The organism is Bacillus sp. FSL R5-0416 (genome assembly GCF_037975425.1).
Taxonomy (GTDB): Bacteria; Bacillota; Bacilli; order Bacillales; family Bacillaceae; genus Bacillus; species Bacillus subtilis.
Window position 1 is genome coordinate 3,400,795 of record NZ_CP150252.1, and the last position, 23,763, is coordinate 3,424,557.

The following is a 23,763-nucleotide window of genomic DNA, read 5'->3' on the forward strand; positions in this document are numbered from 1 at the left end:
GAAGGGAAAACGAAAGGCCTTTCACCTTCTCTTTCTGCTATCACATTTAAATGTAAGGAGGAAATATTTCATGAAAAAACAAAATGACATTCCGCAGCCAATTAGAGGAGACAAAGGAGCAACGATAAAAATCCCGCGCAATATTGAAAGAGATCGGCAAAACCCTGATATGCTCATTCCGCCTGAAACCGATCATGGCACCGTCAGCAATATGAAGTTTTCGTTCTCTGATACTCATAACCGATTAGAAAAAGGCGGATATGCCCGTGAAGTGACAGTACGTGAATTGCCGATTTCAGAAAACCTTGCATCCGTAAATATGCGGCTGAAGCCAGGTGCGATTCGCGAGCTTCACTGGCATAAAGAAGCTGAATGGGCTTATATGATTTACGGAAGTGCAAGAGTCACAATTGTAGATGAAAAAGGGCGCAGCTTTATTGACGATGTAGGTGAAGGAGACCTTTGGTACTTCCCGTCAGGCCTGCCGCACTCCATCCAAGCGCTGGATGAGGGAGCTGAGTTCCTGCTCGTGTTTGACGATGGATCATTCTCTGAAAACAGCACGTTCCAGCTGACAGATTGGCTTGCCCACACTCCAAAAGAAGTCATTGCTGCGAACTTCGGCGTGACAAAAGAAGAGATTGCCAATTTACCTGGCAAAGAAAAATATATATTTGAAAACCAACTTCCTGGCAGTTTAAAAGATGATATTGTGGAAGGGCCGAATGGCGAAGTGCCTTATCCATTTACTTACCGCCTTCTTGAACAAGAGCCGATCGAATCTGAGGGAGGAAAAGTATACATTGCAGATTCGACAAACTTCAAAGTGTCTAAAACCATCGCATCAGCACTCGTAACAGTAGAACCCGGCGCCATGAGAGAACTGCACTGGCATCCGAATACCCACGAATGGCAATACTACATCTCCGGTAAAGCTAGAATGACCGTTTTTGCATCTGACGGCCATGCCAGAACGTTTAATTACCAAGCCGGTGATGTCGGGTATGTACCATTTGCAATGGGTCATTACGTTGAAAACATCGGGGATGAACCGCTTGTCTTTTTAGAAATCTTCAAAGACGACCATTATGCTGATGTATCTTTAAACCAATGGCTTGCCATGCTTCCTGAAACATTTGTTCAAGCGCACCTTGACTTGGGCAAAGACTTTACTGATGTGCTTTCAAAAGAAAAGCACCCAGTAGTGAAAAAGAAATGCAGTAAATAAAAGACTTGCGGCTTGCAGAGAGCACTCGTTCTCTGCAAGCCTTCATAAGGAGCTGAACCAGTGAAACATCAAAACCCTTCAAAACGCTTATTGCGGCTCTCCATAAAGTACTTGCTGGCGGCAGCAGCAGTGGTGTTGACCTATTTTGCTGTCATCTATATATTGTTTTCTTTAGCGGGAACGAGCTACCGCTCAGCAGCTCATGTCCTGCTTTTTGCCGTGGTATTCCTTGTTCTAGGATTATGCTTTGAACCATTTGAAAGGCTGATGATACATAGCTTTACATTTTTCAAGACAGGAAAACGTCTATTCATTCTCCTTGCCGGCATCGTACAGCTGCTGTTTTTGTGGATGACTGCTCATACAACAGACCAATTGATCAGCGACATCTGGCTGTCCACCACAGAAGAAATGATTGTCGCAGCCGTTTTTTTGATTTTAGACAAATGCAACTCGGCCCTTCCCAGCTAAAAAAAAAACGCATTCCAATTGGATGCGTTCTTTTTATTCATAGCGAAGCGCGTCTACAGGCTGAAGCTTCGAAGCCTTGATAGACGGAAGCAAGCCGAAGATAATGCCGACTGCCATTGAAAAGATGAGTGCTCCGACAACAGCTGGAATGGAGACGATAAAAGGCATCGGAAAAATGACCGTCAGCAGCTTGGCGATGCCGAAGCCCGCCAGCACACCGAGTATTCCGCCAATGCTTGTCAGCACAACAGCCTCGGTTAAAAATTGAAATAAAATCACACGCCGCTTAGCACCGAGCGCTTTCTTAATTCCGATTTCCCTCGTGCGCTCCGTTACGGAAACGAGCATAATGTTCATGACGCCGATACCGCCCACCAAAAGTGAAATACTGGCGATTCCGCCAAGCAGCAATGCAAATGACTGATTAAAGGACTCCACTTCCTGCGCGATCTCCTGAAGATCCATTACACTGTACTCTGCTTTTTCCAGCTCAGCTTCTGACAGTCCCTGATTTAAAAGATCTGCAGCCATTACACCCGCTTCTTGGATATGCTCAGAAGAATCAGCCTGCACGGCAATCTGCGTTGGCGCGTCAAACCCTTCAATAAGCGGCCACACTTTTTTCGGCACGTACAAAACCGGGTTCGCGTAGTCGCCTTCAAACATGCTTTCCTGTTGATTTTTTTCTTTAAAAACACCGACGACCTTAAACGGCACACCATTCATCTCAATGCTTTTATGCAGAGCTTCTCCGTCCGGAAACAGTTCATCTCTGACAGCTTCATTGATCATCACCACTTGGTGTGTGCTGTTTAAATCATTTTCCGTCAGCTTTCTCCCTTCGGTTATTCGGATTGGAAACATGTCGAAGTAATCATCGTCCACTCCATACACTTGGGGATACGAAACGTTTGTTAAATGAAAAACGCTCGCGCCTTCTGACAAGTAATATAAGGATAATCCTTTGACCATCGGATCTGATTTGATCGCCTTTACTGTTTCTTCCGCTACAGGCGGCGCGGACGCATACGACACCTGAGGGCCGCCGCTCTCCTCTTCTCCGCCAGACGGCTGGTAGACAACATTGATGGCGTTGTTTCCCATGCCGATCATACTTTGCTTTAATTGCTCACTTTGGCCCTTCAGCATTGAAACAATCGCGATGATTGCCGCTATGCCGATAATCACGCCGAGCATTGTCAGAATCGATCTTAATTTATGAGAAAAAATGGATTGAAAGGAGATGCGAATATGTTCAAGCATGGCTGATATCCCCTCTCTCATCTAATACCAGCTCTCCGTCTCTGATAAAAACGGTTCTGTCAGCTTTTTTGGCAACGTCCGGGTCGTGGGTTATCATAATAATGGTTTTGCCTTCCCGATGCAGTTCGGAAAACAGTGACAAAATTTGTTCACTTGATTTGGTATCAAGGGCCCCGGTCGGTTCATCAGCTAAAATAAACCTCGGCTGATTGACAAGGGCCCTCGCTATCGCCACCCGCTGCTTTTGGCCGCCGGACAGCTTAGGCGGTTTGTAGGAGACCCTGTCTTTTAATCCGACTTTTTCCAGCGCTTCATATGCCCGTTGTCTTCTCTCTTTTTTCTTCACTTTATTGTAGATCATCGGCAGCTCGACATTTTGCAGCGCGGTGAGACGCGGCAGCAAATGAAAAGTTTGAAACACAAACCCGATTGATTCATTGCGAATTTCGGCTAAAGCCCCGTCTTTCCCTTTCAATATATCGATCTGGTCAAGCATATAGGTTCCTGAGGTTGGCCTGTCCAAACAGCCGATAATATTCATTAACGTTGACTTTCCAGAACCTGAAGGCCCCATAATAGCTAAAAACTCCCCCGCCTGAACAGTCAGATTGATATGTTTCAAGATTGGAACTTCTTCTTTTCCCAGCTTGTACGACTTCGAAATATTATTCAGTGTCAGCATTGACTGTAACCTGCTTTCCTTCCTTGACCGCGGGATCAGGATAGATCACATAATCTTCCGGCGTCAGGCCGCTCTTAATTTCCACCATGTCATTTTCATCAGTCTCTCCGATTTCAACAGGCTGCTTAACCGCTTTGTGATTCTCATCAGCTTTCCACACATACGGTTCGCCGTCATCCTGAATGACCATGTCGGACGGCAGCTTGATCGTATCCGCATCAGCATTATCACTCATCACTTCGATGTTGACATGATAGCCGACTTCAAGACCTTTATGGCTGTCTAATAAAATGGTGAAAGGATAGTTAGAGGACTGGGGGTTCATTTCTTCATCAGCAAAGCTTTCTGATTCTTCACCCTCGCCTGCTCCCGCTGGAAGCTTGCCGATCGAGGTGACCTTTCCTTTCCACTCGCCCTCACCGCCTGTTTTCAGCGTGACCCTGACTTTGCTGCCTTTTTTGATCGTGTCCATTAACAGCTCATTGATTTGGCTTTTGACCAGATATTTGCCTGTCGAAACAATCTGGATATACGGGCCTGTTGCCTGGTCACCTGTTGCACCGTCAGCGATATCCTGATTGACGCTTTGAACGATTCCGTCATGCTTGCTTGTAATGACATTGGAACCTTTGTTTTTCGTCAGGCCAGCCAGTTCTTTTTGATGCTGCTTCAGTTCAAGCTGGCTTGTTTTCAAATCGAAATTGGCCTGATTAAGTTCATCTTGAAGCTGGGTTTTCTCTTCTTTTCCTGCCGTTTTCAGCTTCTTTTCCGTTTCCGTTATTGATTTTTGCAAACGGTTGATTTGCAGATTTGTCATTTCAATTTGCAAATTGGCTTGCTCCACTTCATCAGAATGATCCTCGCCCTCATACTCAAAAAGCTTATCGCCCTTTTTAACCTGATCGCCTTCTTTGACGTATGTTTTTTTAATGCTGCCTTTTTCTGAATCTATGTATACTTTCTGCTGTTTCTCAGGTTCAACCTTTCCAGAAAACGTTTGGCCTGATTCTGAATCTCCTCCCATGTATACCGCGACCGATTCAGCATAGGGCTCCGATGATACGGCAACTTGGTTCATGTGAGTAAAAAAGTAAAAACCGCCAGCGCCGATCCCAGCCAATACAAGCACACCGGCACATATCGCACCGCCAATAAGCCATTTTTTCTTCTTGGACACAACGATCTCCTCTTTCTGTAAACTATGTAATATTTTCGAAACATTCTAACCAATATTATCTATTAATTCAAAAAGACTTGCAATCCTTTTATTGAAATGACGGAATCAAATAGAAAAATTGTATTTTCAAAGCCGAATAAAAAAAATCCCGGCTTCGAACCGGGATTTTTTCATACAGTAACTAGCTCTTTTTCATTTTTAATCAAGTCATAGGTCAAGCATACAGGTTTATTTGTACGGGGATCAGTCACGATTTCGGCATCAATCTGAAATACCTGCTTCAAAATGTCCGGTGTCATGACCTCCAGTGCAGTTCCTTCCTTGATGACCGTGCCTTTTTTGAGCGCGATCATATAATGAGAAAAACGAGCTGCATGGTTAAGATCATGAATGACCATTAAAATCGTCCGCCCTTGCTCTTTGTTGAGTCTGTCAAGCAGCTGCAGAATTTCAAGCTGATGTGCAAGATCAAGATACGTTGTAGGTTCATCCAGCAGAAGCAGTTCCGTACCTTGTGCAAGCGCCATGGCAATCCACACGCGTTGACGCTGTCCGCCTGACAATGCCTCAATCGGCCGTTCAGCATATTCAGCCATGCCTGTTTCTTCAAGCGCCCATTTTATAATCCGGCGGTCTTCGTCATTTAATCTGCCGAATCCTGATTGATGCGGAAACCTGCCGTACGACACCAATTCGTGCACTGTTAGGCCGCTCGGCGCTTCAGGTGTCTGTGGAAGAATCGCCATATCTTTCGCAATGTCCTTTGTAGACATTTTATGAATCGCTTTGCCGTTTAAATAGACGGCACCTGCATGTGAACGCATAATTCTGGACATTGTTTTTAAAATCGTTGATTTCCCGCAGCCGTTCGGGCCAATTAAGGTGGTAATTTTCCCTTTAGGAATCGATATATTTAAATCCTCTACAATCACCCTGTCGCCATAACCGATTCCAAGCTGTTCCGTTGATAATGAATTCATATTCGGCCCCCTCCTCTAATTCGCTTTCATCAATAAATAAATAAAGTAAGGCGCACCTAGCACGGAAATGACAAGTCCGACCGGAATTTCTGATGGTGCCAATACATTTCTCGCCAGCGTATCAGCAAGCAAAAACAGGAATGAGCCGATGAAGGCGGAGACCGGTATCAGCGTCTGGTGACGTGGACCGGTCAGCCTTCTAGCCACATGCGGCGCGATCAATCCGAGAAACGCAATGCCCCCCGCAGCTGCCACGCATGAAGCGGCAAGAGTGACCGCTGCCAGAAGAAGAATCCGTCTTTCCTTTTCAACAGCGGTGCCCAGCCCGGTCGCCAATTGGTCTCCGAGCTGCATAATGTTCAAATAGCGTGCCTTATATAAAGTAAACAGAAGCAAGATCACAATCCAAGGGAGAATCGCCCAGATCATATTCCAGTTCGCCCCCCATATTGAGCCGGATATCCAAACCGCGGCTTGCATAAAATCATGAGGGTCCATCTTAAGCTGAAAAATCAGCAACAGGGCATTGAATCCGGCATTCACCCCTATGCCGACTAAAATCAGCCGAATCGGTGTCACGCCTTTTTTCCATGCCAGAATATAAATGAGAAACGCAGCGAGGATTGCTCCTGCCAAAGCACTGAACGGCAGCATAAATGTTCCGAAAAAGCTGAGATCTGAAGCTGACCCTTGAAAAAAGTATATAAAAAGCACTACAGCAAGTGAACCGCCGGCGTTAATTCCGAGAATACCAGGCTCGGCAAGTTCATTTTGAGACACGCTTTGCAAAATGGCTCCAGCTACGGAGATCCCTGCTCCAACAAGCAAAGAAAGGATGATCCTGGGCAGCCTGAACTCAAATAAGACAAGTTCATCACGCGCCGTTCCTTGGCCGAAAAAGACCTGAAGCGTTTTAAGCGGTGCAATTTTGATAACGCCCAAATTGAGACTGATAAAAAAGACCACCACGATAAGCAAAAAGGTCACAGCCATTACAATAAGCGGTTTGTTTGTTTTTGTTTTCATTACAGCCCTCTCCTTTCACGACGTGCCAAATAAAAGAAAAAGGGAACGCCGATCAGAGAAGTCAGCGCGCCGACAGGCGTTTCAAAGGGCGCATTTACGAGTCTGGCCGCTATGTCAGCAAAAACAAGCAAAACAGCACCGAGCACCGCCGAGCAAGGAATGATCCACCGATAATCCACACCGACCAAAAAACGGGTAATATGCGGAATGATCAGCCCGATAAATGCAATGGTGCCGGCAATGGAAACCGCAGCTCCGGTCAGAATTACTACAATAAGCATGCCCACCAGTTTCACTGCTGATGTATATTGTCCAAGCCCTTTCGCCAGATCGTCACCGAGACTTAACACTGTCACAGACCGGGCGATAAAAAACGCGAGCGTTAAACCGACAGCCCCTGCAATAAGCAAAAGCTGGACCCCCGGCCATTTCACACCCGCTACCCCGCCAGCGTACCAAAAGCTGATATCCTGAGCGACATCAAAGCGGATTGCAATGGCAGTTGAAATGCCGGTAAAGAAATAAGTAACTGCCGTACCCGCCAGAGCAAGCTTTACAGGCGTAAGTCCGCCCCTTGAAAACAAGCCGATGCCCATTACCGTCGATGCCCCCAGCCCCGCTCCCGCAAAGGACCATAGCACAAGCCCCATTGCAGAAAGTCCGGGAAAAAAGGCAAACGCAATCGAAACCGCAAACGCAGAGCCTGATGTCACACCCATAATCGAAGGCTCTGCCAAAGGGTTTCTCGTCATCCCCTGCATGATTGCTCCCGACACTGCCAACAATGCGCCTACAAGCGCGGCAGCCGCCGTTCTCGGAAGCCGAAGATCATGTATAATTTGGTGAGATGTCTTTGTCGGCTGATAATGAAAAATGGCGTCCCATACAGTGCGCAAATGAATATCCGCTGCACCGAGGGATATGGATAAAAATGCGCCAAGGCAAAGCAGGCATAGACCTGCAATAAGGACGATGACCGCGCCATATGTCCTTGACGTCCATTGGATTTCTTCTGATGCAGTCCGTATATTTTTATGTTGACTCAACTGCCGTACTTCCTTTCTGTTACTGATAATGATTATCAATTGCTGTTTCAGTATATCACTTTTTTCAGCTGATTTAATAGAGTGTTTTGAACAAAAATGAAAATGCATTTGCAAAAATATCGTGTCAACCGGCACTTGCAGTGGTATAATCACAGATGATAATGATTCTCTTTTTCATCTATTTTTTAGAAAGAAGGTATGAGATATGACCCATATATACAAGAAACTCGGAGCCGCGTTTTTTGCCCTGTTATTGATTGCAGCGCTGGCAGCCTGCGGGAATAACTCAGAAAGCAAAGGTTCTGCCTCTGATTCAAAAGGCGCAGAAACCTTTACATACAAGGCTGAAAACGGAAATGTAAAAATCCCGAAGCATCCTAAACGGGTGGTTGTCATGGCAGACGGCTATTACGGCTACTTCAAAACACTCGGCATCAACGTTGTCGGTGCGCCTGAGAATGTATTTAAAAACCCTTACTACAAAGGAAAAACCGACGGCGTTGAAAACATCGGAGACGGCACTTCGGTTGAAAAGGTCATTGATTTGAACCCTGACCTGATTATCGTCTGGACAACACAGGGCGCTGATATTAAAAAGCTTGAAAAAATTGCGCCGACTGTCGCAGTAAAATACGATAAGCTCGACAACATCGAACAGCTGAAAGAATTTGCAAAAATGACGGGAACTGAAGATAAAGCTGAAAAATGGCTGGCCGAGTGGGATAAAAAAGTTGCGGCCGCTAAAACAAAAATCAAAAAAGCGGTCGGTGACAAAACCATTTCCATTATGCAAACGAACGGAAAAGACATTTACGTATTCGGTAAAGACTTTGGAAGAGGCGGAAGCATCATTTACAAAGACCTTGGCCTGCAGGCTACAAAGCTGACAAAAGAAAAAGCCATTGACCAGGGGCCAGGTTATACAAGTATTTCATTAGAGAAGCTCCCTGACTTCGCCGGAGATTACATTTTCGCGGGCCCATGGCAATCAGGCGGTGATGATGGCGGCGTTTTTGAAAGCTCCATTTGGAAGAACCTGAATGCCGTTAAAAATGGCCATGTCTACAAGATGGATCCGATCGGATTCTATTTCTCTGACCCGATTTCATTAGAAGGACAACTGAAGTTTATTACGGAAAGCTTGACTAAATAAACAAAAGAGCCGCCTGCCCGCGGCTGTCTCATTTATAAGGATCGTTCAATTTGATCGGATATTTTCTTGCCAAATCACAGAAGTTGCATATTCGATTGCCCCTTAATTTTTTGATTCCAGCTTTCCTGTCAACTATGTTAACGATCAGTAGAAATTCGTTTTTTATAAAAAAAGACACCTGAGCAAATCAGGTGTCTTTTCATTATGCATGTTTTTCTTTCTGGAACTTTTTACTCACAAATGGATAAACGATTAAGCCGACAAAGAATAAACCGATGCCGAGGATAAATGTCGTTAAATCTGCTGTGCCTGTTACGATAACAAACACGGAGTATGCACACGCCAGTATCGCGATCAATCCGTCTCTTACACGGGAGCCTTTCAGCTGGTCATACGTTTCACCTTTGATGACTACCTTCAAGCTGTAGATTGCAGATACAAGATACGGAATTAAATATGCAAGTGTAGCCGCTGTCGTTAAAAATGTAAATGCGTCACTTATTGTCCGGGAAATAACCGAGAAAATGAAGACCTGTGACATGACGTTTGTAATAATGAGTGCAATAACCGGACTTCCCTTTTTATTCGTTTTTGCAAAAAATGCCGGGAAATCTCCTGCTTTAGCTGCTTGGTATGGCACCTCAGAGCCAAGCAAAATCCAGCCGAGCATCGTTCCGAATAAACAAAGGATAGCCAAAAGCGCCATAATCACGCTTCCCGCGTTTCCAACAATCGCATAGAGTACATCAACAAATGGTTTTTCAGAGCCGACAAGCTTATCATGCGGCAGAACACCCATCGTAATTAAAGTCACAATAATATATATGCTCAAGGCAATCAGCAAGCCGGTAATTGTCGCACGTTTCACATCACGCTGAGAGCGCGCACGGCCGGACAGGATCACCGCGGATTCAATTCCGACAAACGCCCACAGTGTAGAAATCGCGGCGTTATGAACCTGGCCGCCAATTCCAATGCTTGTGCCGTTTTCTCCTTGAACCGGGAAATAAAAATGACCGAATAATGCCGTTTGAAACACAAACAAACCGGCAACGATAAAGAAGACAAAACCTAATACTTTAGAAAGCGTTGTGACAAAGTTTAATTTACTTGCGCCGTTAATGCTGGCAACAAGAATCGCGTGCGTTCCCCATAACAAGATCGTACATACGGCAAACGTCAGTAATTGGCCGAGTGTCACCTCTTGCCCGCCGATCGAAAACATCTCACGTTTATCAACCAAGATCGGGAAGAACGAAGTCAAGTAACCGGCGAGACTTGTGATGATCGCCACGTTGCTGATCCAGCTCGCCACCCAGTAGCCCCACACCATTGTGAAACCGGCAGCGTTGCCTTTTTTCGGGTCAGAAAACAGCGCTCTTGCATAACTTTGCGGTCCCGCTGTCAGTTCAGGCTTGCGAATGGACAAGTGTCCGAACACAAGTGCAATCATCAGCACGCCGGCACCTGTCAAAAGCCAGGCGGACGTAGCTCCAAACGGACTCGCAATTGAAGCAAGCGAGCTCGGCAAGGAGAAAATTCCTGATCCAACCATATTTCCAACGACAAATGCCGTTAATAACCAAAAACCCCATTTTTTTGTCTGTTCCATTCCAGTACCTCCATGATTCTTTGTACGGACCAGACCCCGAGATCATATAAACGCAAAAAAAGCCTGAACAAAAGTCCATGCTTAAAGAAACACACACCCTTGATCTCCGGATAGCCCTCCGCGAAAAAGCACGCGGCAGTCCTGCACTTATTCAGATACAGTCCCAGCATAGAGAAGGATCGGCTTTCTCCACACTTCGGCGCTGATGCCTTTTACACATGTTTAACAGCTCCTGTCAGCCTGGCATGTGTGACTTATCATCCGCGCAACCTCTACCTCACTGAGAAAGAGTGAGGATTTAATTATTCAGTTACTCCCAGAAGGTTATCAAAGAAAGGATGATCTGTCAAAGGGAACAGATGGAAAATACGGATAGAGCCAAGCTCTATCCGCATGTGGTTATCGATTATTTTTCTTTTTTTGCACAGCTTCTTGAAGCGGATCATCTTTTAGAGCTGAACCAGCATCTTCAAGAGCTCCTTGGATTACGTTTTTTTCTTTTTCGGAACGTTTTCCTTTATCTTTATTAAAGAAACCCATTCGTATCACCTCTTTTAAAAAATAGGTACATGTTTAAGATACCTCTTTCCTGAAAAATTATGCGGGATATTTTTTATCGTCCAAAGTCCTGTTGATCAAACATACATTCTCTTGATATATTTGTAATTCAGAGATTTTTTGCAAAAGATAAAAGGAGAAGCGGCAAATGACAGGAAAAACACACATCATGGGAGGCATCGCTTCTTGTACGGCAGCGGCTTATTATTATGGATTTGATCCAGTGCTTATGGCTGCGTCAGGCGCGGTTGGAGCATTAATACCCGATATCTGCCACACACAAAGCAAAATCGGGAGAAAATTTCCTATTTTATCGAAAGTGGTCAGCTCCGTTTTTGGCCATCGTACATTTACACACAGCTTGCTGTTTATGCTCATCATGTTTTTTATCACTTCTGCATACATTCCAGATAAAAACATATCAGCCGGCCTGATGATCGGAATGGCGAGCCACTTGATTCTTGACGCTTGGACGGTGAACGGAATCAAATTATTATTCCCTTCAACGATCCGCGTTCGGCTTCCATTATATATGAAGACAGGCAGTTTTTCTGAGCAGCTCGTGCTAGCCGGCCTGACCCTTGCTTCATGTTACTACTTTTATATGCTGTTTCATGGGCGCATGTTTTAAACATGAGTGCTGAGACTTGTCTGAACCGGCTGTTTTTAGTAGGTTTTACTTAAGAAGCATTTCATGCAGATGATCAAGAAAACGTGAGGAGTCATATTGATGAAAGGAACCTTTTTTCACAATCAGCGGTTTTTATGTTTTTCGATCTTATTTATGTGGATCAAAACGTATGTGATATATAAACTCGGCTTTGATTTGCAAATCGATACTCTGTTGGAGGAGCTAATGCTGCTGGTCAACCCGCTCAGCTTTATTCTTCCTTTATTCGGGATCGGCCTGCTTCTAAAAGGAAACAAGCAGCGGGCTTTTTTGCTGATTGCCAATTTGGTTCTAACTGTTATCTTGATCTCTAATACGATTTTTTACGGCTTTTATATCGATTTTATTACCATTCCGGTTTTATTTCAGGCGAGCAACATGAGCGATATGGGAAGCAGTGTAAAAGAATTGTTCCATCCTCTGTTTATCGCCCTGTTTGTGGATTTGGTTTTTCTGCTGCTGTTCGCCAGAAAAACCAAACACCCACAGACAAAAGCCGCTCCCCGCACGATCAAACGGTACTATGCAGCTTCCTGCGGCATGCTTTTATGCACACTGGCACTTGCAGAAGTACAGCAGCCGAAGCTTTTGGCACATTCTTTTGACCGGGAAATGCTAGTCAAAAGCATCGGTCTGTTTCAGTTCCATATTTACGATACAATTTCTCAGACTGTTAATATCAGCGCGAAAGCTTTTGCCGATGAAGACAGTATAACTGCCATTAAAAACTACACAGAGGCTGATTACAGCAAGCCTGATCAAAGCAAATTCGGTCTTGCAAAGGGGCGCAATGTCATCTTTGTAACACTTGAATCGACCCAAAGCTTTGTTCTGAATGAAAAAGTAAATGGAAAAGAAATTACCCCATTTATGAATGATCTCATTAAAAAAAGCTATTCCTTTGATCATTTCTATCAGCAAACAGAACAAGGCAAAACATCAGATTCAGAATTTATCGTCGCTAACTCACTGTATCCTTCCCTTAGCGGCGCCGTCTTTTTCACGAAAAGCGACCATCAATTTCATACGATGTATAAATCGCTGAAGCAGCACGATTATTATTCAGCCGTCTTTCATGCTAACCATAAAACATTTTGGAACAGAGATGTCATGTACGATACATTTGGCATTGACCGCTTTTTTGATGTTGATGATTTTCATGTCACTCCCGGGACATCGACAAGCTGGGGTTTAAAAGACAAAGAATTTTTAGAGCAGTCCGCCGAAAAGCTGAAAAGCCTGCCGCAGCCGTTCTACAGCAGTTTTATCACGTTAACGAATCATTTTCCGTTTGAGATTGATGAAAAGGATCAGCTGATAGATGAATTCGATTCAAGCAGTGATCTGTTAAACCGCTATGTGACCACGGTTCGCTATGAGGATGAGGCATTGAAGCATTTTATCAAAAAACTGAAGGACGAAGGCTTTTACGAAAATTCGATGATCGTATTTATGGGAGATCATTACGGCATTTCTGAAGCCCATAACGAGGCAATGGCTGAGTTTTTAGGAAAAGATGAAATCACACCGTATGACAACGTTCAGCTCCAGCGGGTGCCGTTTATCATACATATCCCGGGAATCACCGATCAAAAGCCGGAAACCATCCCTGATGCCGGGGGACAGGTCGACGTCAGGCCGACGCTGATGCATTTGCTCGGCGTTGAGACAAAAGGCGATATCCAATTCGGCAATGATTTGCTGTCGGGCGACCGCACCCCATTCGCCGTTCTGCGAAACGGCAGCTTTATTACGAACGATTATATATACACAAAGAACACGTGCTATAGCCAAAAAACAGGTAAAGTGCTGGAAGATCAGGATGCGTGCCTCCATTACAAGGAGAAAGCAAACGAAGAACTTTCTCTCTCTGATAAAATTTTAAATGGTGACCTGCTCAGGTTTTCCGAATAAAAAAATCCCTCTATCAAGAGGGATTTTTTACGTTTCCAACATCACCTTGCCAGTCAGCTTCGTTTCATAGCCGTTTAAATGAGACAAATTCGCCTTGTAGTCCTCAGAATTCAAAATCTCCTTCACGGCTTTCAGCAGCTGCTCATGTTTTTTCAAAACAACGATATCATATTGTTCGTCGATGAGCGGGATAAAATCAACACGACCCATATGTGCCGCGTGCTGCGCCCCGATTCCCGCGTCAGCCTGTCCGCTTGAAACTTGTGAAGCGGCAGCGTAATGATCAGTCACGATATCGCTATATCCCACTACATCAGCCGGATTCACACCAAGCAAGCCAAGCTGTTCATCAAGGAGCACCCTTGCGCCAGAACCCTTTTCCCTGTTGATGATCCGGATATCGGCTCTTTTCAAGTCTTCCCAGCCTTGAATGTTTTTCGGATTCCCTTTTTTCACATACAGTCCTGCTTTGCGGAGAACGACATTGATGAGACAAAACGGTTCACCTGTCAAAATCCGTTTTACATAAGGAGCGTTATACTGGCCCGTTTCAGCATCGTACAAATGGAGGCTGACAATGTCACACTTGCCTTGATACATATCAATCAGGCTGTTTAAGCTTCCTTTGTATTTACGGAGCGGCGTCTCCTGAATGGCATTCTCCAAATGCTTGCTGAGAAGATCCATCGAAATGTCCTGTCCGCTGATCATGACATTCCGTCTGCCGTCCGGCTCAGCCTCCTGCACCTGTTTCGGCGCTTCTGTTGCAGCGATGGGCTGAGACATTCTCATATTCGTTTTATATTGCTTTAAATCTTCTTCATCCACACGCATCTGCCTTCCGACACGATAAGCAGGCAGCACGCCTTTTTTAATCAAATCATAAACGGTCAGCTTTGATACCTTCAGCAGACCTGCAACTTCTTCTATCGTATAGGAAGAGGTTTCATTCATCATCATCACTCTCCTATTTTATTATACCTTCTCGCCGAATGTAAAAAAACCCACATAAACCAAACATAATCAGTTATAATTAGTTATATCTAATGATAAGGGGTGCAATCATGTTTAAGAAGTATTCTATTTTCATCGCAGCCTTAACTGCTTTTCTCCTTGCAGCAGGCTGTTCTTCAAACCAGTCTTCAACGGACAGCGAGAAAAAAGTAACGTTAACCATCTCAGCTGCCGCCAGCGCGCAGGATGCACTTGAGGAAATCCAAAAAAATTATGAAAAAGAGCATCAAAATATTACCATCCAAGATAACTATGGCTCATCCGGCGCCTTGCAAAAACAGATTTCTCAAGGAGCAGGAGCAGATCTGTTCTTCTCAGCTGCTGAGGATAAATTTAAAAAGCTGGTGGATGATGGAGATATCGCAAAAAAAGACAGCACTGATTTAGTCGGTAATGAAATTGTGCTGGTCGTACCGAAAAACGGAGATTCACCTGTGACAAGCTTCAGCAATCTGGCTGAATCAGAAAAAATCGCCCTTGGCACTCCGGAATCCGTACCGGCAGGAGCTTATGGGAAAGAATCACTGACAAAGCTGTCTTTATGGGAAAAAGTGAAGGATAAAATTGTGTATGGAAAAGACGTTCGCCAAGTTCTTTCTTATGTTGAAACCGGCAATGTAGACGCAGGTATTGTTTATAAAACAGATGCCCTGGTCTCGAAAAAGGTCAACATTATTGACGAGGCAAAAGCAGATACACACAGCCCAATTGTCTATCCGTTAGGAATCGTAAAAGATACAAAACACCGTAAGGAAGCGAAGGAATTTTACGAATACCTGCAATCTGATGAAGCAATGAAAGTATTTGAGAAATATGGCTTTACTGCCGAGTAGCATAAGCACTTCAGAATTTTTCACACCCGTTGTGCTTTCCTTTCAGGTGGCGGCAGTTGCCGGAATTGTTGTCATTATTCTCGGAACACTTGCTGGAGCATGGATGTCACGGGCATCATTTTTCGGAAAAACGGCACTCGAAACATGTTTTATGCTTCCGCTCGTTCTTCCGCCTACTGTTGTCGGTTTTATTTTGATCGTCATTTTCGGAAAGCACAGCTTCATCGGACAAGCCATCGAGTGGATTTTCCAGCAGCCTGTCATTTTCACCTGGTGGGCCGCTGTGATCGCCTCGGCTGTTGTAGCCTTTCCGCTTATGTATCAATCAGCCAAAAACGGATTTGCTGACATTGATCCCGATATACAAGGTGCGGCAATGGTAGACGGCGCTAGCAGATGGAAAGTGTTTATCCATATCTCCGTCCCGCTTGCCTATCCTTCGTTACTGACCGGAAGCATCCTCAGCCTTGCGCGGGCGCTCGGAGAATTTGGCGCAACACTCATGTTTGCAGGAAACATCCCCGGTGTTACGCAAACACTGCCGACGGCGATATATGTCGCATTGGATTCCGGCAACAATACCCTTGCTTGGGCGTGGGTCGTCTGTATTGTTGTCATTTCCTTTTTGATGCTGTTTTTCATTCAACAGAAAAAAACGCACTAAAAAAACTCCCCATAACGGGGAGTTTTTTGATTAAAACAGAAGCTCATCAGGATTTGGGCCGACACGCTCATCTTTATTTAATGCGTCAATTTTGTCCATGTCTTCTTGAGACAATTCGAAATCAAAAATATCAGCGTTTTCGATGATACGGTGTTCTTTAATGGATTTTGGAATGGTTACAACTTCATGCTGCAGATCCCAGCGCAAAATCACTTGAGCCACAGATTTATTGTGTTTTTCAGCAATCTGTGTCAGCACTTCGTTATCCAAAAGCTGTCCCTGCATGAGCGGAGACCACGCTTCCAGCTGAATGCCTTGCGCTTTGCAGTAATCTCTTAATTCTTTTTGCGTCAAACGAGGGTGAAATTCAACTTGGTTCACCATCGGTTTGATTTCAGCATCTTTCAACAGCTCTTCTAAATGATGAACTTGGAAGTTGCTGACGCCGATCGCGCGAATTTTGCCATCTTTGTACAGCTTTTCAAGCGCGCGCCATGTATCTTTATATTTATCTTTGCCAGGCCAATGGATCAAATATAAATCTAAGTAATCAAGCTGTAATCTTTCCAGGCTTTTTTCAAAGGCAGCAAGCGTTGTTTCGTAGCCTTGATCTTCATTCCACACTTTTGATGTGATGAAGAGCTCTTCTCTTGCCACACCGGATTCTTTAATCCCGATGCCAACGCCTTCTTCATTTTTGTAGATCGCTGCTGTATCAATACTGCGATAGCCATTTTTAATTGCCGCTTTCACTGATTCAGTCGCTTCATTACCATTTTCTACTTTAAAAACACCCAGACCGAACCAAGGCATTTCAACTCCGTTATGTAACTTTACAGTATCTTTTAAACTTGTTGGCACTTGAACATCCACCCTTTCACTGAAATGTAAGCGTCTATATTATCTCACATTCCTCTCAGCCGATACCAATAATACGCTTAAGACCCTCTTTTTGCTTCTTTTTTCACAGCACAGGCAAATTCAAACACTATTTTTTTCCTATTTTAACAATATTGAGATTACAAATACATTGAGCAGGGTATGCGTGTAGTGTAACCAAATGAAAACAAAGGAGGAAACAACTTGAAACGTATTCGTATCCCAATGACACTTGCTCTTGGTGCCACTTTGACAATTGCCCCTTTGTCCTTTGCTTCCGCTGAAGAAAATCCTGCTCCGAAGATGTCGCAGACAACTACTGCTGGAACAACTGCCGCTGATGTAGGTTTAAACGTCAACCTGGATGTACTTGGAATTGCCAACCAAATAGCTGATGCCATCAAATCCGCACAGAATAGGGATGGCTTTGTGAAAAACCTCATGGAGTCTTCCTTCTACGCGTCCGGCCAAAAATATAACGTCATGGTCTTTAATTTAAGCCAGGAATATGAAGATCATTTGAACGGTGTGCAATTTTACGGCTCAGCCGTTTACGACGGCATTACGTATGGCATTTGGGTATTTGAAGATGGAACCTTTACAAACAAAGGCGATGGCGGCTGGATCAACTGGGCCTTCAGAGGCTGGTTCGACCGGGATGGCAGCACTGTCGCATTTCATCGCCCTTAATATAAAAAAAGCTGGCGCTCTAACGCCAGCTTTTTTGCTGCATTTATTCGCCGCCTTCAAGCATGGCGGCTTCGACATCATTAATGTATTGGCGAAGCTCATGGGAGATGTCCCGGGAAATTTCTCTTTCCTCGAAAAGTGTTTGAATTTCATTTCTGATCGCCTGTACAGCCTTCAGCTTCACTTCCAGCTTCTGATTTTCAAAATGGGCGCTTGATTTCAGCTCATGATGGCTGTGCTCCAGCCTGAAAATTAACTGTTTATAGAATGTAATGACAGATAAAAACACTTCTTTATGCTCTTCCGTCTTGTGTTTTTCCAGATATTCTATCGCTGCTTTTGCCGTTTTCACTCTTGTTGCCCGTATCAATCCCGCTTCATTTAAAATCGACATCTCCGGCTTTTTATGTTCACCGAAGAAAATCCAATACATCAGCCTCTTGAGCCTTGTTTTTGATAATCCGACTTTAAACGGGTTCGCATACAAAATTTCCAACTCGTTAAATCGTTCTTGCAGCACATTTGCTGTTTCTTCCGGGATGTCTCCCCGCTCCAGCATTTTCATCAGCGCCTCTTGCTCTGCCTTAACCCCTTGGGCACGGACTTTACGCTCGTGCTTTTTGATGCGATTAGACGATGTATATTGCTGAAAACGAAGATTTTTCATTTTCTCATTGTATTCAGCTATCACCGCAAGAGAGGCCGTTTTGTTTGTCTCATTCATGTCCTCTTTAATCGTTTGAAGGGCTGTTTTGATCAATTTGCGTCTCGCCGTCAGCAGCTTCTTGTTTCGTTCCTCGTCCTCTTCTTCTTTTTCAGTCAGAATCGGCAGCACAACGGTAGCAATGACAAGCGTGCATAAAATGACGCCGGCTGCTAAAAAGAGAATCAGATTTCTTTCCGGAAACGGCGTGCCATCCTCCAGGAAATACGGAATGGAAAAAGAACCTGCAAGCGTTACTGCTCCACGCACACCAGAAATCGAAATTAACAGCGTCGAACGAAGACCCGGTTTATAGATGTTCTGATCTTTATTAAAGAACCATTTGCCGTTCCAGAAGAACAGCACCCACAGGAATCTCAGGAGCATTAACGTAAATGTGATGACTAGGATATAGCCGATCACCTTCATGTTGCTGATGGCAGTGTCGTTAAAGATAACAGAAATAACATCAGGGATTTGCGTGCCGAGAATAACGAAGACCAGGCCGTTCAAAATAAATAAAATAATGTTCCACGTACTTGAGGAGACGATTTGCAGCTTGATCATCGTAGATTCCAGACGATCCTGTTCAACCGCATGGGTAATACCGCCAGCCACAACAGCTAAAATGCCGGAAACGCCGATTTCTTCAGCTGCTAAATAAATCACAAACGGCGTCAGAATTTGAATCAGCATATGCATCGTGACATCCTGCATGCCAAGGCGGCGCAGAAATAGGCGAAAACGAATAATCAAAAATGAAATGACAACCCCGCACAGCAAGCCTCCGAGAGAAATAAAGACAAAGCTGACAGCCGCTTGTGCTAATGAAAATGCACCAGTCACTGCCGCTGCAATCGCAAACTTAAAGGCCACCAGACCTGATGCATCATTCATCAGCCCCTCACCTTCCAGCAGGCGAAGAATCCCTTTTGGCATTTTCACTCTTCCTGATAATGCGCTGACAGCGACGACATCAGTCGGTGAAAGAATGGCCGCAAGTCCAAAGGCCGCTGCCAGCGGAATAGCAGGAATCATCCAGTGAATCGTGTAGCCGCCTACAATCACAGTCGCAAATACAAGGCCGAGTGCAAGCAATAAAATCGGAGCCCTTAAATTCCAAAGCTCTGCCCGCGGTGTCCTCTTTCCATCATTAAATAGCAGAGGCGCGATAAAAAGAACAAAAAACAATTCGGTGTTTAATTCAAAATGAAGTCCCTGTGGAAATGAGGCGGCAAGAATCCCAAGAGCCACTTGAATCAGCGGCACCGGAATAAACGGAATAAACCGGTTCACGATATTAGAAATCGCAATAATCGTTAATAATACGAGCACAACTAAAAATATGTCCAAATGCATGACCTCCTTCGTCTGTTGTGTGTCGGCATGATGAGCCAAAAAATCTGTTTGTCTAAAAGCCCTTGAGCTAGGGTGGCCTTGCATACGCTATGTGGTTTCGCAGGAGTTCCCTCCACACTTGTCTTCTTTTATAGTACCCTTTTTAGGGTATTTTTTCTCATGATATGCTCACAGTGAACTTTTTTGCAGCAGAGCAAATTACAGAAAAAAGAGACAGGAAGCTATTCCCTGTCTCTCTTCTTAGTTTTCTCAATCATGAAAATTCGTACCGTCAGTTGTTGCTTTAATAATGCCCGCACGGATGACAAAGTCACCGAAATGCTCGCCTTCCTCGCGTTCTTTCGCATAGCGGGAAAGAAGGACGCGCAGCTCGCTTAAAATGTCTGCTTCACCGATGTTTTCACGATACATTTTGCTTAAACGGCTTCCGTCAAACGCAGCGCCAAGATACATATTATATTTGCCCGGCGCCTTTCCGATAAATCCGATCTCACCGAGCGCATGACGTGCGCAGCCGTTCGGGCATCCTGTCATGCGAATGGTGATTTCCTGATCACGAAGGCCATTTTCGTCAATAATCTCTTCAACCTTATCTAACAGGGTCGGCAAATAACGTTCTGCTTCAGCCATTGCCAATCCGCAGGTCGGAAGAGCGACGCATGCCATCGAGCTGCGGCGAAGCGCTGAATAGTGCTTGCCGTCAGTTAGTCCGTACTGTTCAATTAAAGCACTGATTTCTTCTTTTTTATCGCTTGAAACGTTCGCAATCATTAAGTTCTGATTGGCCGTCAGCCGGAACTCGCCTGTATGAACTTTGGCGATTTCCCGCAAGCCTGTCATCAGTTTATAGTCATCGTAATCTGTTACACGGCCGCCTTCGACAAACAGCGTAAAATGCCATTTATCCTCAATGCCTTCCACCCAGCCGTAACGGTCGCCGTTATGATCGAAATGATACGGCTTCGCTTCTTCCAGGCTCCAGCCGAGACGGTTTTCCAATTCTTCTTTTACGTTTTCTAAACCGAGGCGGTCAACTGTGTATTTGAACCGCGCATTTTTACGGACAGAACGGTTGCCGTAATCACGCTGAATCGTAATCGTTTTTTCAGCAACGTCATACATTTGCTCAGGCCGGCAGAATCCGATCACCTTGGCTAATTGCGGATATGTCGCAGTATCGCCATGCGTCATTCCCATACCGCCGCCGATTGCCACGTTAAAACCGATCAGCTTGCCATCCTCGACAATCGCAATGAATCCCAGATCTTGTGAAAAGACGTCAATATCATTAGACGGCGGAACGGCAATACCGATTTTAAACTTCCGCGGCAGATAGAGCGGTCCGTACATTGGCTCGACTTCTTCCTCCGGCGTGCCGGCAACTTTTTCCTCATCAAGCCAAATTTCATGATATGCTCTCGTCCGCGGCAGCAGATCATCACTTAACTTTTTAGACCACTCGTATACCTCTGAGTGGATTTCAGATTGATAAGGGTTTGATGCACACATGACGTTACGGTTTACGTCTCCGCAGGCTGCGATCGTATCCAAAAGTGCTGAGTGGATCGTCTGAATGGTTTTCTTCATGTTCCATTTCAGAATCCCGTGCATTTGGAACGTTTCACGTGTCGTCAATTTTAATGTGCCGTTCCCGTATTTCTGGGACAGGTCATCCATGACAAGCCATTGTTCAGGCGTCGAGACGCCCCCTGGCATACGCACGCGCAGCATAAACTGATATGCGGGCTCAAGTTTCTGCTTTTGGCGTTCATTTCGGAGGTCCCGATCATCCTGCAAATAACTGCCGTGGTGTTTCATCAGGCGGTTATCATCATCCGGAATTCCGGCACTGATTCGATCGAGCATCACTTCTTTCAGCGTGCCGCGCAAATAATCACTTTCTTTTTTAATGCGTTCAACATCACTTGGAGAGCCGTCCGGTGCTTTTAGAATTTTGGTCACCATGTTGAAAAACTCCTTTCAAGTCAAATCAATATACATCACGCTGATAGCGTTTTTGCTGCTGCATATCGGCAAGATAAGCCTCCGCTTCTTCGCGGCTCATATTGCCTTCTTTTTCGATAATTTCAAGTAATGTGTGATGGACGTCATGCGCCATATGCTTTTCATCTCCGCAAATATAAACAGCCGCTCCTTCTTGAAGCCATTCAAACAATTCTGCGCTATGTTCAAGCATGCGGTGCTGCACATATACTTTTTCTTCCGTATCACGTGAGAACGCCACATCCATTTTTGTCAGCACACCGTCTTTGAGCCAATTCTGCCACTCTGTCTGGTAAAGGAAATCCGTGACAAAGTGCTGATCGCCAAAGAACATCCATGCCTTTCCTTCCGCTCCCGTCTCCTCACGCTCCTGCATAAAGGAACGGAAAGGTGCGACGCCTGTCCCAGGGCCCACCATGATAATCGGTGTTTCAGGGTCTTTCGGAAGCTTAAAGTTTTGATTGTGCTGTACATAAACCGGCAGTGTGTCACCCGGCTGCAGACGTTCCGCGCACAAAATCGAGCAGACGCCTTTTCGTTCACGGCCGTGCGCATCGTAGCGGACTGCGCCGATTGTTAAATGCACTTCATCCGGATTTGCGGATAAACTGCTTGCAATCGAATAAAGGCGGGCAGGCATTTTTCGCAAAATAGAGACAAACTCCTGCGCAGATACACTAAATGGGCCATAGTCACGGACGAGATCAAGCAAATCGCGCCCTTCAATATAGGCTTTTACATTCTCCTCATTTCCCGGGGCTAAAAGCTCTCTAAGCTCATCGTTCCCTGTCAGCTGGGCTGCCTGTTCAAGAAGCGGTTTTGTGAGAACGGTAATCTCATAGTGATAAATCAGCGCTTCTTTCAGCGGACGGACATCACCTTGCTTATTAAGCGTCACAATTTCTTCCGGGTCCCAATTCATTTCCTTTAGGAGCAGCTCGACAAGTTCCGGATCGTTTTCCGGATAGACGCCGAGGCTGTCACCAGGCTCGTAAGTCAGGCCAGATCCTTCAAGTGACAGCTCCACATGGCGTGTTTCTTTATTTGATCCTCTGCCGTTTAAATTTAAATTTTCTAACACTTCAGCCCGAAACGGGTTTGTTCTGGAATACGAAGACTCACCGGTTTGTGACGCAGCCGCCGGCGCAGGCGCGGCGCTTCCGACCCCAGCTTCATTTAATCCCTTCAATACACCCTCAAGCCATTCGGCTGCCGGTTCATCATAGTCAAGATCGCAATCAACGCGCGGAGAAATCCGTTTTCCGCCGAGTTCTTCTAAGCGCTGATCAAATTCTTTCCCTGTCTGGCAGAAAAACTCGTACGAACTGTCACCAAGCGCCAAAACGGAAAAGCGCAGGTCTTCAAGCTTAGGCGCCCGTCTTCCGTGCAGAAATTCGTGAAACGACAGCGCGTTATCAGGCGGCTCGCCTTCTCCATGCGTACTGACGACGATTAAAAGATTGGTTACCTTCTTCAGCTGATTCGGCTTAAAATCGCTCATGGATGAGACGGTCACTTGAAAACCGCTCTGTTCAAGCTGCTTGCCGGCATTTTCTGCAAGCCCCTGTGCGTTTCCCGTCTGTGAACCATAAAGAACGGTCACTTCTTTTGAAACGGCCGGTGCCGGTGCTTCCGCAGACACAGCTGCCGCCGGCGTACCCGCAGCTTCTTGGGCGGAAACAGATTGAGCGGATAAATATCCGCTCAGCCAGATTTTCTGGGATTCGGTCAAGGTCGGCAGAAGGCGGTTAAGGAGCTCTGCCTGCTCCTGATTAAACGGACTGTTCATTACCTGAAGTTGCAACGTATCCACCTCACAAAGTTATAAACTGATCGA

General features: G+C 45.2%; 21 protein-coding genes and 1 riboswitch. Of the genes, 8 read left to right on the forward strand and 13 right to left on the reverse strand.

What is annotated here, in order from left to right:
• Positions 1–70 precede the first annotated feature (70 nt).
• Both oxdC and rsiO read left to right on the forward strand, forming a co-directional pair.
• Positions 71–1,228, forward strand: a complete 1,158-nt coding sequence (oxdC, locus tag NYE20_RS18155) for an oxalate decarboxylase (RefSeq protein ID WP_161621256.1) — start codon at positions 71–73, stop codon at positions 1,226–1,228.
• A 60-nt stretch (positions 1,229–1,288) separates the two neighbouring features.
• Entirely contained in the window at positions 1,289–1,699 is a 411-nt protein-coding gene (rsiO, locus tag NYE20_RS18160) for an acid stress-sensitive anti sigma factor RsiO (protein ID WP_003243579.1), read from the forward strand.
• 33 nt (positions 1,700–1,732) lie between these two features.
• Here rsiO and NYE20_RS18165 read toward each other — a convergent pair whose 3' ends face one another.
• From NYE20_RS18165 to NYE20_RS18190, 6 genes are all read right to left on the reverse strand, one after another.
• Complete coding sequence (locus NYE20_RS18165) at positions 1,733–2,962, reverse strand: ABC transporter permease (RefSeq protein WP_003244568.1); 1,230 nt, start codon at positions 2,960–2,962, stop codon at positions 1,733–1,735.
• Entirely contained in the window at positions 2,955–3,644 is a 690-nt protein-coding gene (locus NYE20_RS18170) for an ABC transporter ATP-binding protein (RefSeq protein WP_003228456.1), read from the reverse strand. The genes NYE20_RS18165 and NYE20_RS18170 overlap by 8 nt, the downstream gene beginning before the upstream one ends.
• On the reverse strand, positions 3,628–4,821 hold the full coding sequence (locus tag NYE20_RS18175; RefSeq protein WP_161621255.1) for an efflux RND transporter periplasmic adaptor subunit: 1,194 nt from the start codon (positions 4,819–4,821) through the stop codon (positions 3,628–3,630). Before NYE20_RS18175 ends, NYE20_RS18170 begins: the two co-directional genes overlap by 17 nt.
• A 170-nt stretch (positions 4,822–4,991) precedes the next feature.
• The gene (locus NYE20_RS18180; protein WP_003243882.1) at positions 4,992–5,801 is read right to left on the reverse strand and encodes an ABC transporter ATP-binding protein; all 810 of its coding nucleotides are present in this window, start codon (positions 5,799–5,801) and stop codon (positions 4,992–4,994) included.
• Between the two features lie 15 nt (positions 5,802–5,816).
• Positions 5,817–6,827 (reverse strand): iron chelate uptake ABC transporter family permease subunit, encoded by a 1,011-nt coding sequence (locus tag NYE20_RS18185; protein WP_003244298.1) that lies wholly within the window; start codon positions 6,825–6,827, stop codon positions 5,817–5,819.
• Positions 6,827–7,873 (reverse strand): iron ABC transporter permease, encoded by a 1,047-nt coding sequence (locus NYE20_RS18190; RefSeq protein WP_202629479.1) that lies wholly within the window; start codon positions 7,871–7,873, stop codon positions 6,827–6,829. Before NYE20_RS18190 ends, NYE20_RS18185 begins: the two co-directional genes overlap by 1 nt.
• Positions 7,874–8,078: 205 nt before the next feature.
• On the opposite strand from NYE20_RS18190, the gene NYE20_RS18195 reads away from it, so the two are divergent.
• On the forward strand, positions 8,079–9,026 hold the full coding sequence (locus tag NYE20_RS18195) for an iron-hydroxamate ABC transporter substrate-binding protein (protein ID WP_049139696.1): 948 nt from the start codon (positions 8,079–8,081) through the stop codon (positions 9,024–9,026).
• A gap of 202 nt (positions 9,027–9,228) precedes the next feature.
• Here the strand turns inward: NYE20_RS18195 and NYE20_RS18200 are convergent, their stop codons facing one another.
• Together NYE20_RS18200 and sspJ are read right to left on the reverse strand one after the other, a co-directional pair.
• Entirely contained in the window at positions 9,229–10,638 is a 1,410-nt protein-coding gene (locus NYE20_RS18200; protein WP_069837773.1) for an amino acid permease, read from the reverse strand.
• A 103-nt stretch (positions 10,639–10,741) separates the two neighbouring features.
• Positions 10,742–10,921, reverse strand: a riboswitch (Lysine riboswitch).
• 116 nt (positions 10,922–11,037) lie between these two features.
• The gene (gene sspJ / locus NYE20_RS18205; protein WP_003221612.1) at positions 11,038–11,178 is read right to left on the reverse strand and encodes a small acid-soluble spore protein SspJ; all 141 of its coding nucleotides are present in this window, start codon (positions 11,176–11,178) and stop codon (positions 11,038–11,040) included.
• A 166-nt stretch (positions 11,179–11,344) separates the two neighbouring features.
• Between sspJ and NYE20_RS18210 the strand changes: the two genes are divergently transcribed.
• Together NYE20_RS18210 and NYE20_RS18215 are read left to right on the forward strand one after the other, a co-directional pair.
• A complete protein-coding gene (locus NYE20_RS18210) occupies positions 11,345–11,827 on the forward strand; it encodes a metal-dependent hydrolase (protein WP_161621254.1) in 483 nt (160 codons plus the stop codon).
• Between the two features lie 99 nt (positions 11,828–11,926).
• Positions 11,927–13,780 carry an LTA synthase family protein gene (locus NYE20_RS18215; protein ID WP_161621253.1) on the forward strand — a complete coding sequence of 618 codons (1,854 nt, stop codon included), beginning with the start codon at positions 11,927–11,929 and terminating at the stop codon, positions 13,778–13,780.
• A 27-nt stretch (positions 13,781–13,807) separates the two neighbouring features.
• On the opposite strand, the gene NYE20_RS18220 is transcribed toward NYE20_RS18215, so the two are convergent.
• A complete protein-coding gene (locus tag NYE20_RS18220) occupies positions 13,808–14,734 on the reverse strand; it encodes a substrate-binding domain-containing protein (protein ID WP_161621252.1) in 927 nt (308 codons plus the stop codon).
• A 110-nt stretch (positions 14,735–14,844) separates the two neighbouring features.
• Here NYE20_RS18220 and modA point away from each other — a divergent pair, with 110 nt between their 5' ends.
• Together modA and modB are read left to right on the forward strand one after the other, a co-directional pair.
• Positions 14,845–15,627: a molybdate ABC transporter substrate-binding protein gene (gene modA, locus NYE20_RS18225; protein ID WP_072173511.1), complete on the forward strand. Its 783-nt coding sequence runs from the start codon at positions 14,845–14,847 to the stop codon at positions 15,625–15,627.
• Positions 15,599–16,291 carry a molybdate ABC transporter permease subunit gene (modB, locus tag NYE20_RS18230; RefSeq protein WP_120363516.1) on the forward strand — a complete coding sequence of 231 codons (693 nt, stop codon included), beginning with the start codon at positions 15,599–15,601 and terminating at the stop codon, positions 16,289–16,291. The genes modA and modB overlap by 29 nt, the downstream gene beginning before the upstream one ends.
• Before the next feature lie 30 nt (positions 16,292–16,321).
• Here modB and pgoN read toward each other — a convergent pair whose 3' ends face one another.
• Positions 16,322–17,152 (reverse strand): glyoxal/methylglyoxal reductase, encoded by an 831-nt coding sequence (pgoN, locus tag NYE20_RS18235; protein ID WP_015483687.1) that lies wholly within the window; start codon positions 17,150–17,152, stop codon positions 16,322–16,324.
• Between the two features lie 222 nt (positions 17,153–17,374).
• On the opposite strand from pgoN, the gene yvgO reads away from it, so the two are divergent.
• Positions 17,375–17,860: a stress response protein YvgO gene (gene yvgO / locus NYE20_RS18240; RefSeq protein WP_163136639.1), complete on the forward strand. Its 486-nt coding sequence runs from the start codon at positions 17,375–17,377 to the stop codon at positions 17,858–17,860.
• A gap of 43 nt (positions 17,861–17,903) precedes the next feature.
• Here the strand turns inward: yvgO and NYE20_RS18245 are convergent, their stop codons facing one another.
• From NYE20_RS18245 to NYE20_RS18255, 3 genes are all read right to left on the reverse strand, one after another.
• Positions 17,904–19,916, reverse strand: coding sequence for a Na+/H+ antiporter (locus NYE20_RS18245; protein ID WP_015714699.1), 2,013 nt, complete (start codon positions 19,914–19,916; stop codon positions 17,904–17,906).
• A 255-nt stretch (positions 19,917–20,171) separates the two neighbouring features.
• Positions 20,172–21,887, reverse strand: a complete 1,716-nt coding sequence (gene cysI, locus NYE20_RS18250; RefSeq protein ID WP_103803706.1) for an assimilatory sulfite reductase (NADPH) hemoprotein subunit — start codon at positions 21,885–21,887, stop codon at positions 20,172–20,174.
• Positions 21,888–21,912: 25 nt separating this feature from the next.
• The gene (locus NYE20_RS18255) at positions 21,913–23,730 is read right to left on the reverse strand and encodes an assimilatory sulfite reductase (NADPH) flavoprotein subunit (protein ID WP_049139722.1); all 1,818 of its coding nucleotides are present in this window, start codon (positions 23,728–23,730) and stop codon (positions 21,913–21,915) included.
• Between the last annotated feature and the right edge of the window lie 33 nt (positions 23,731–23,763).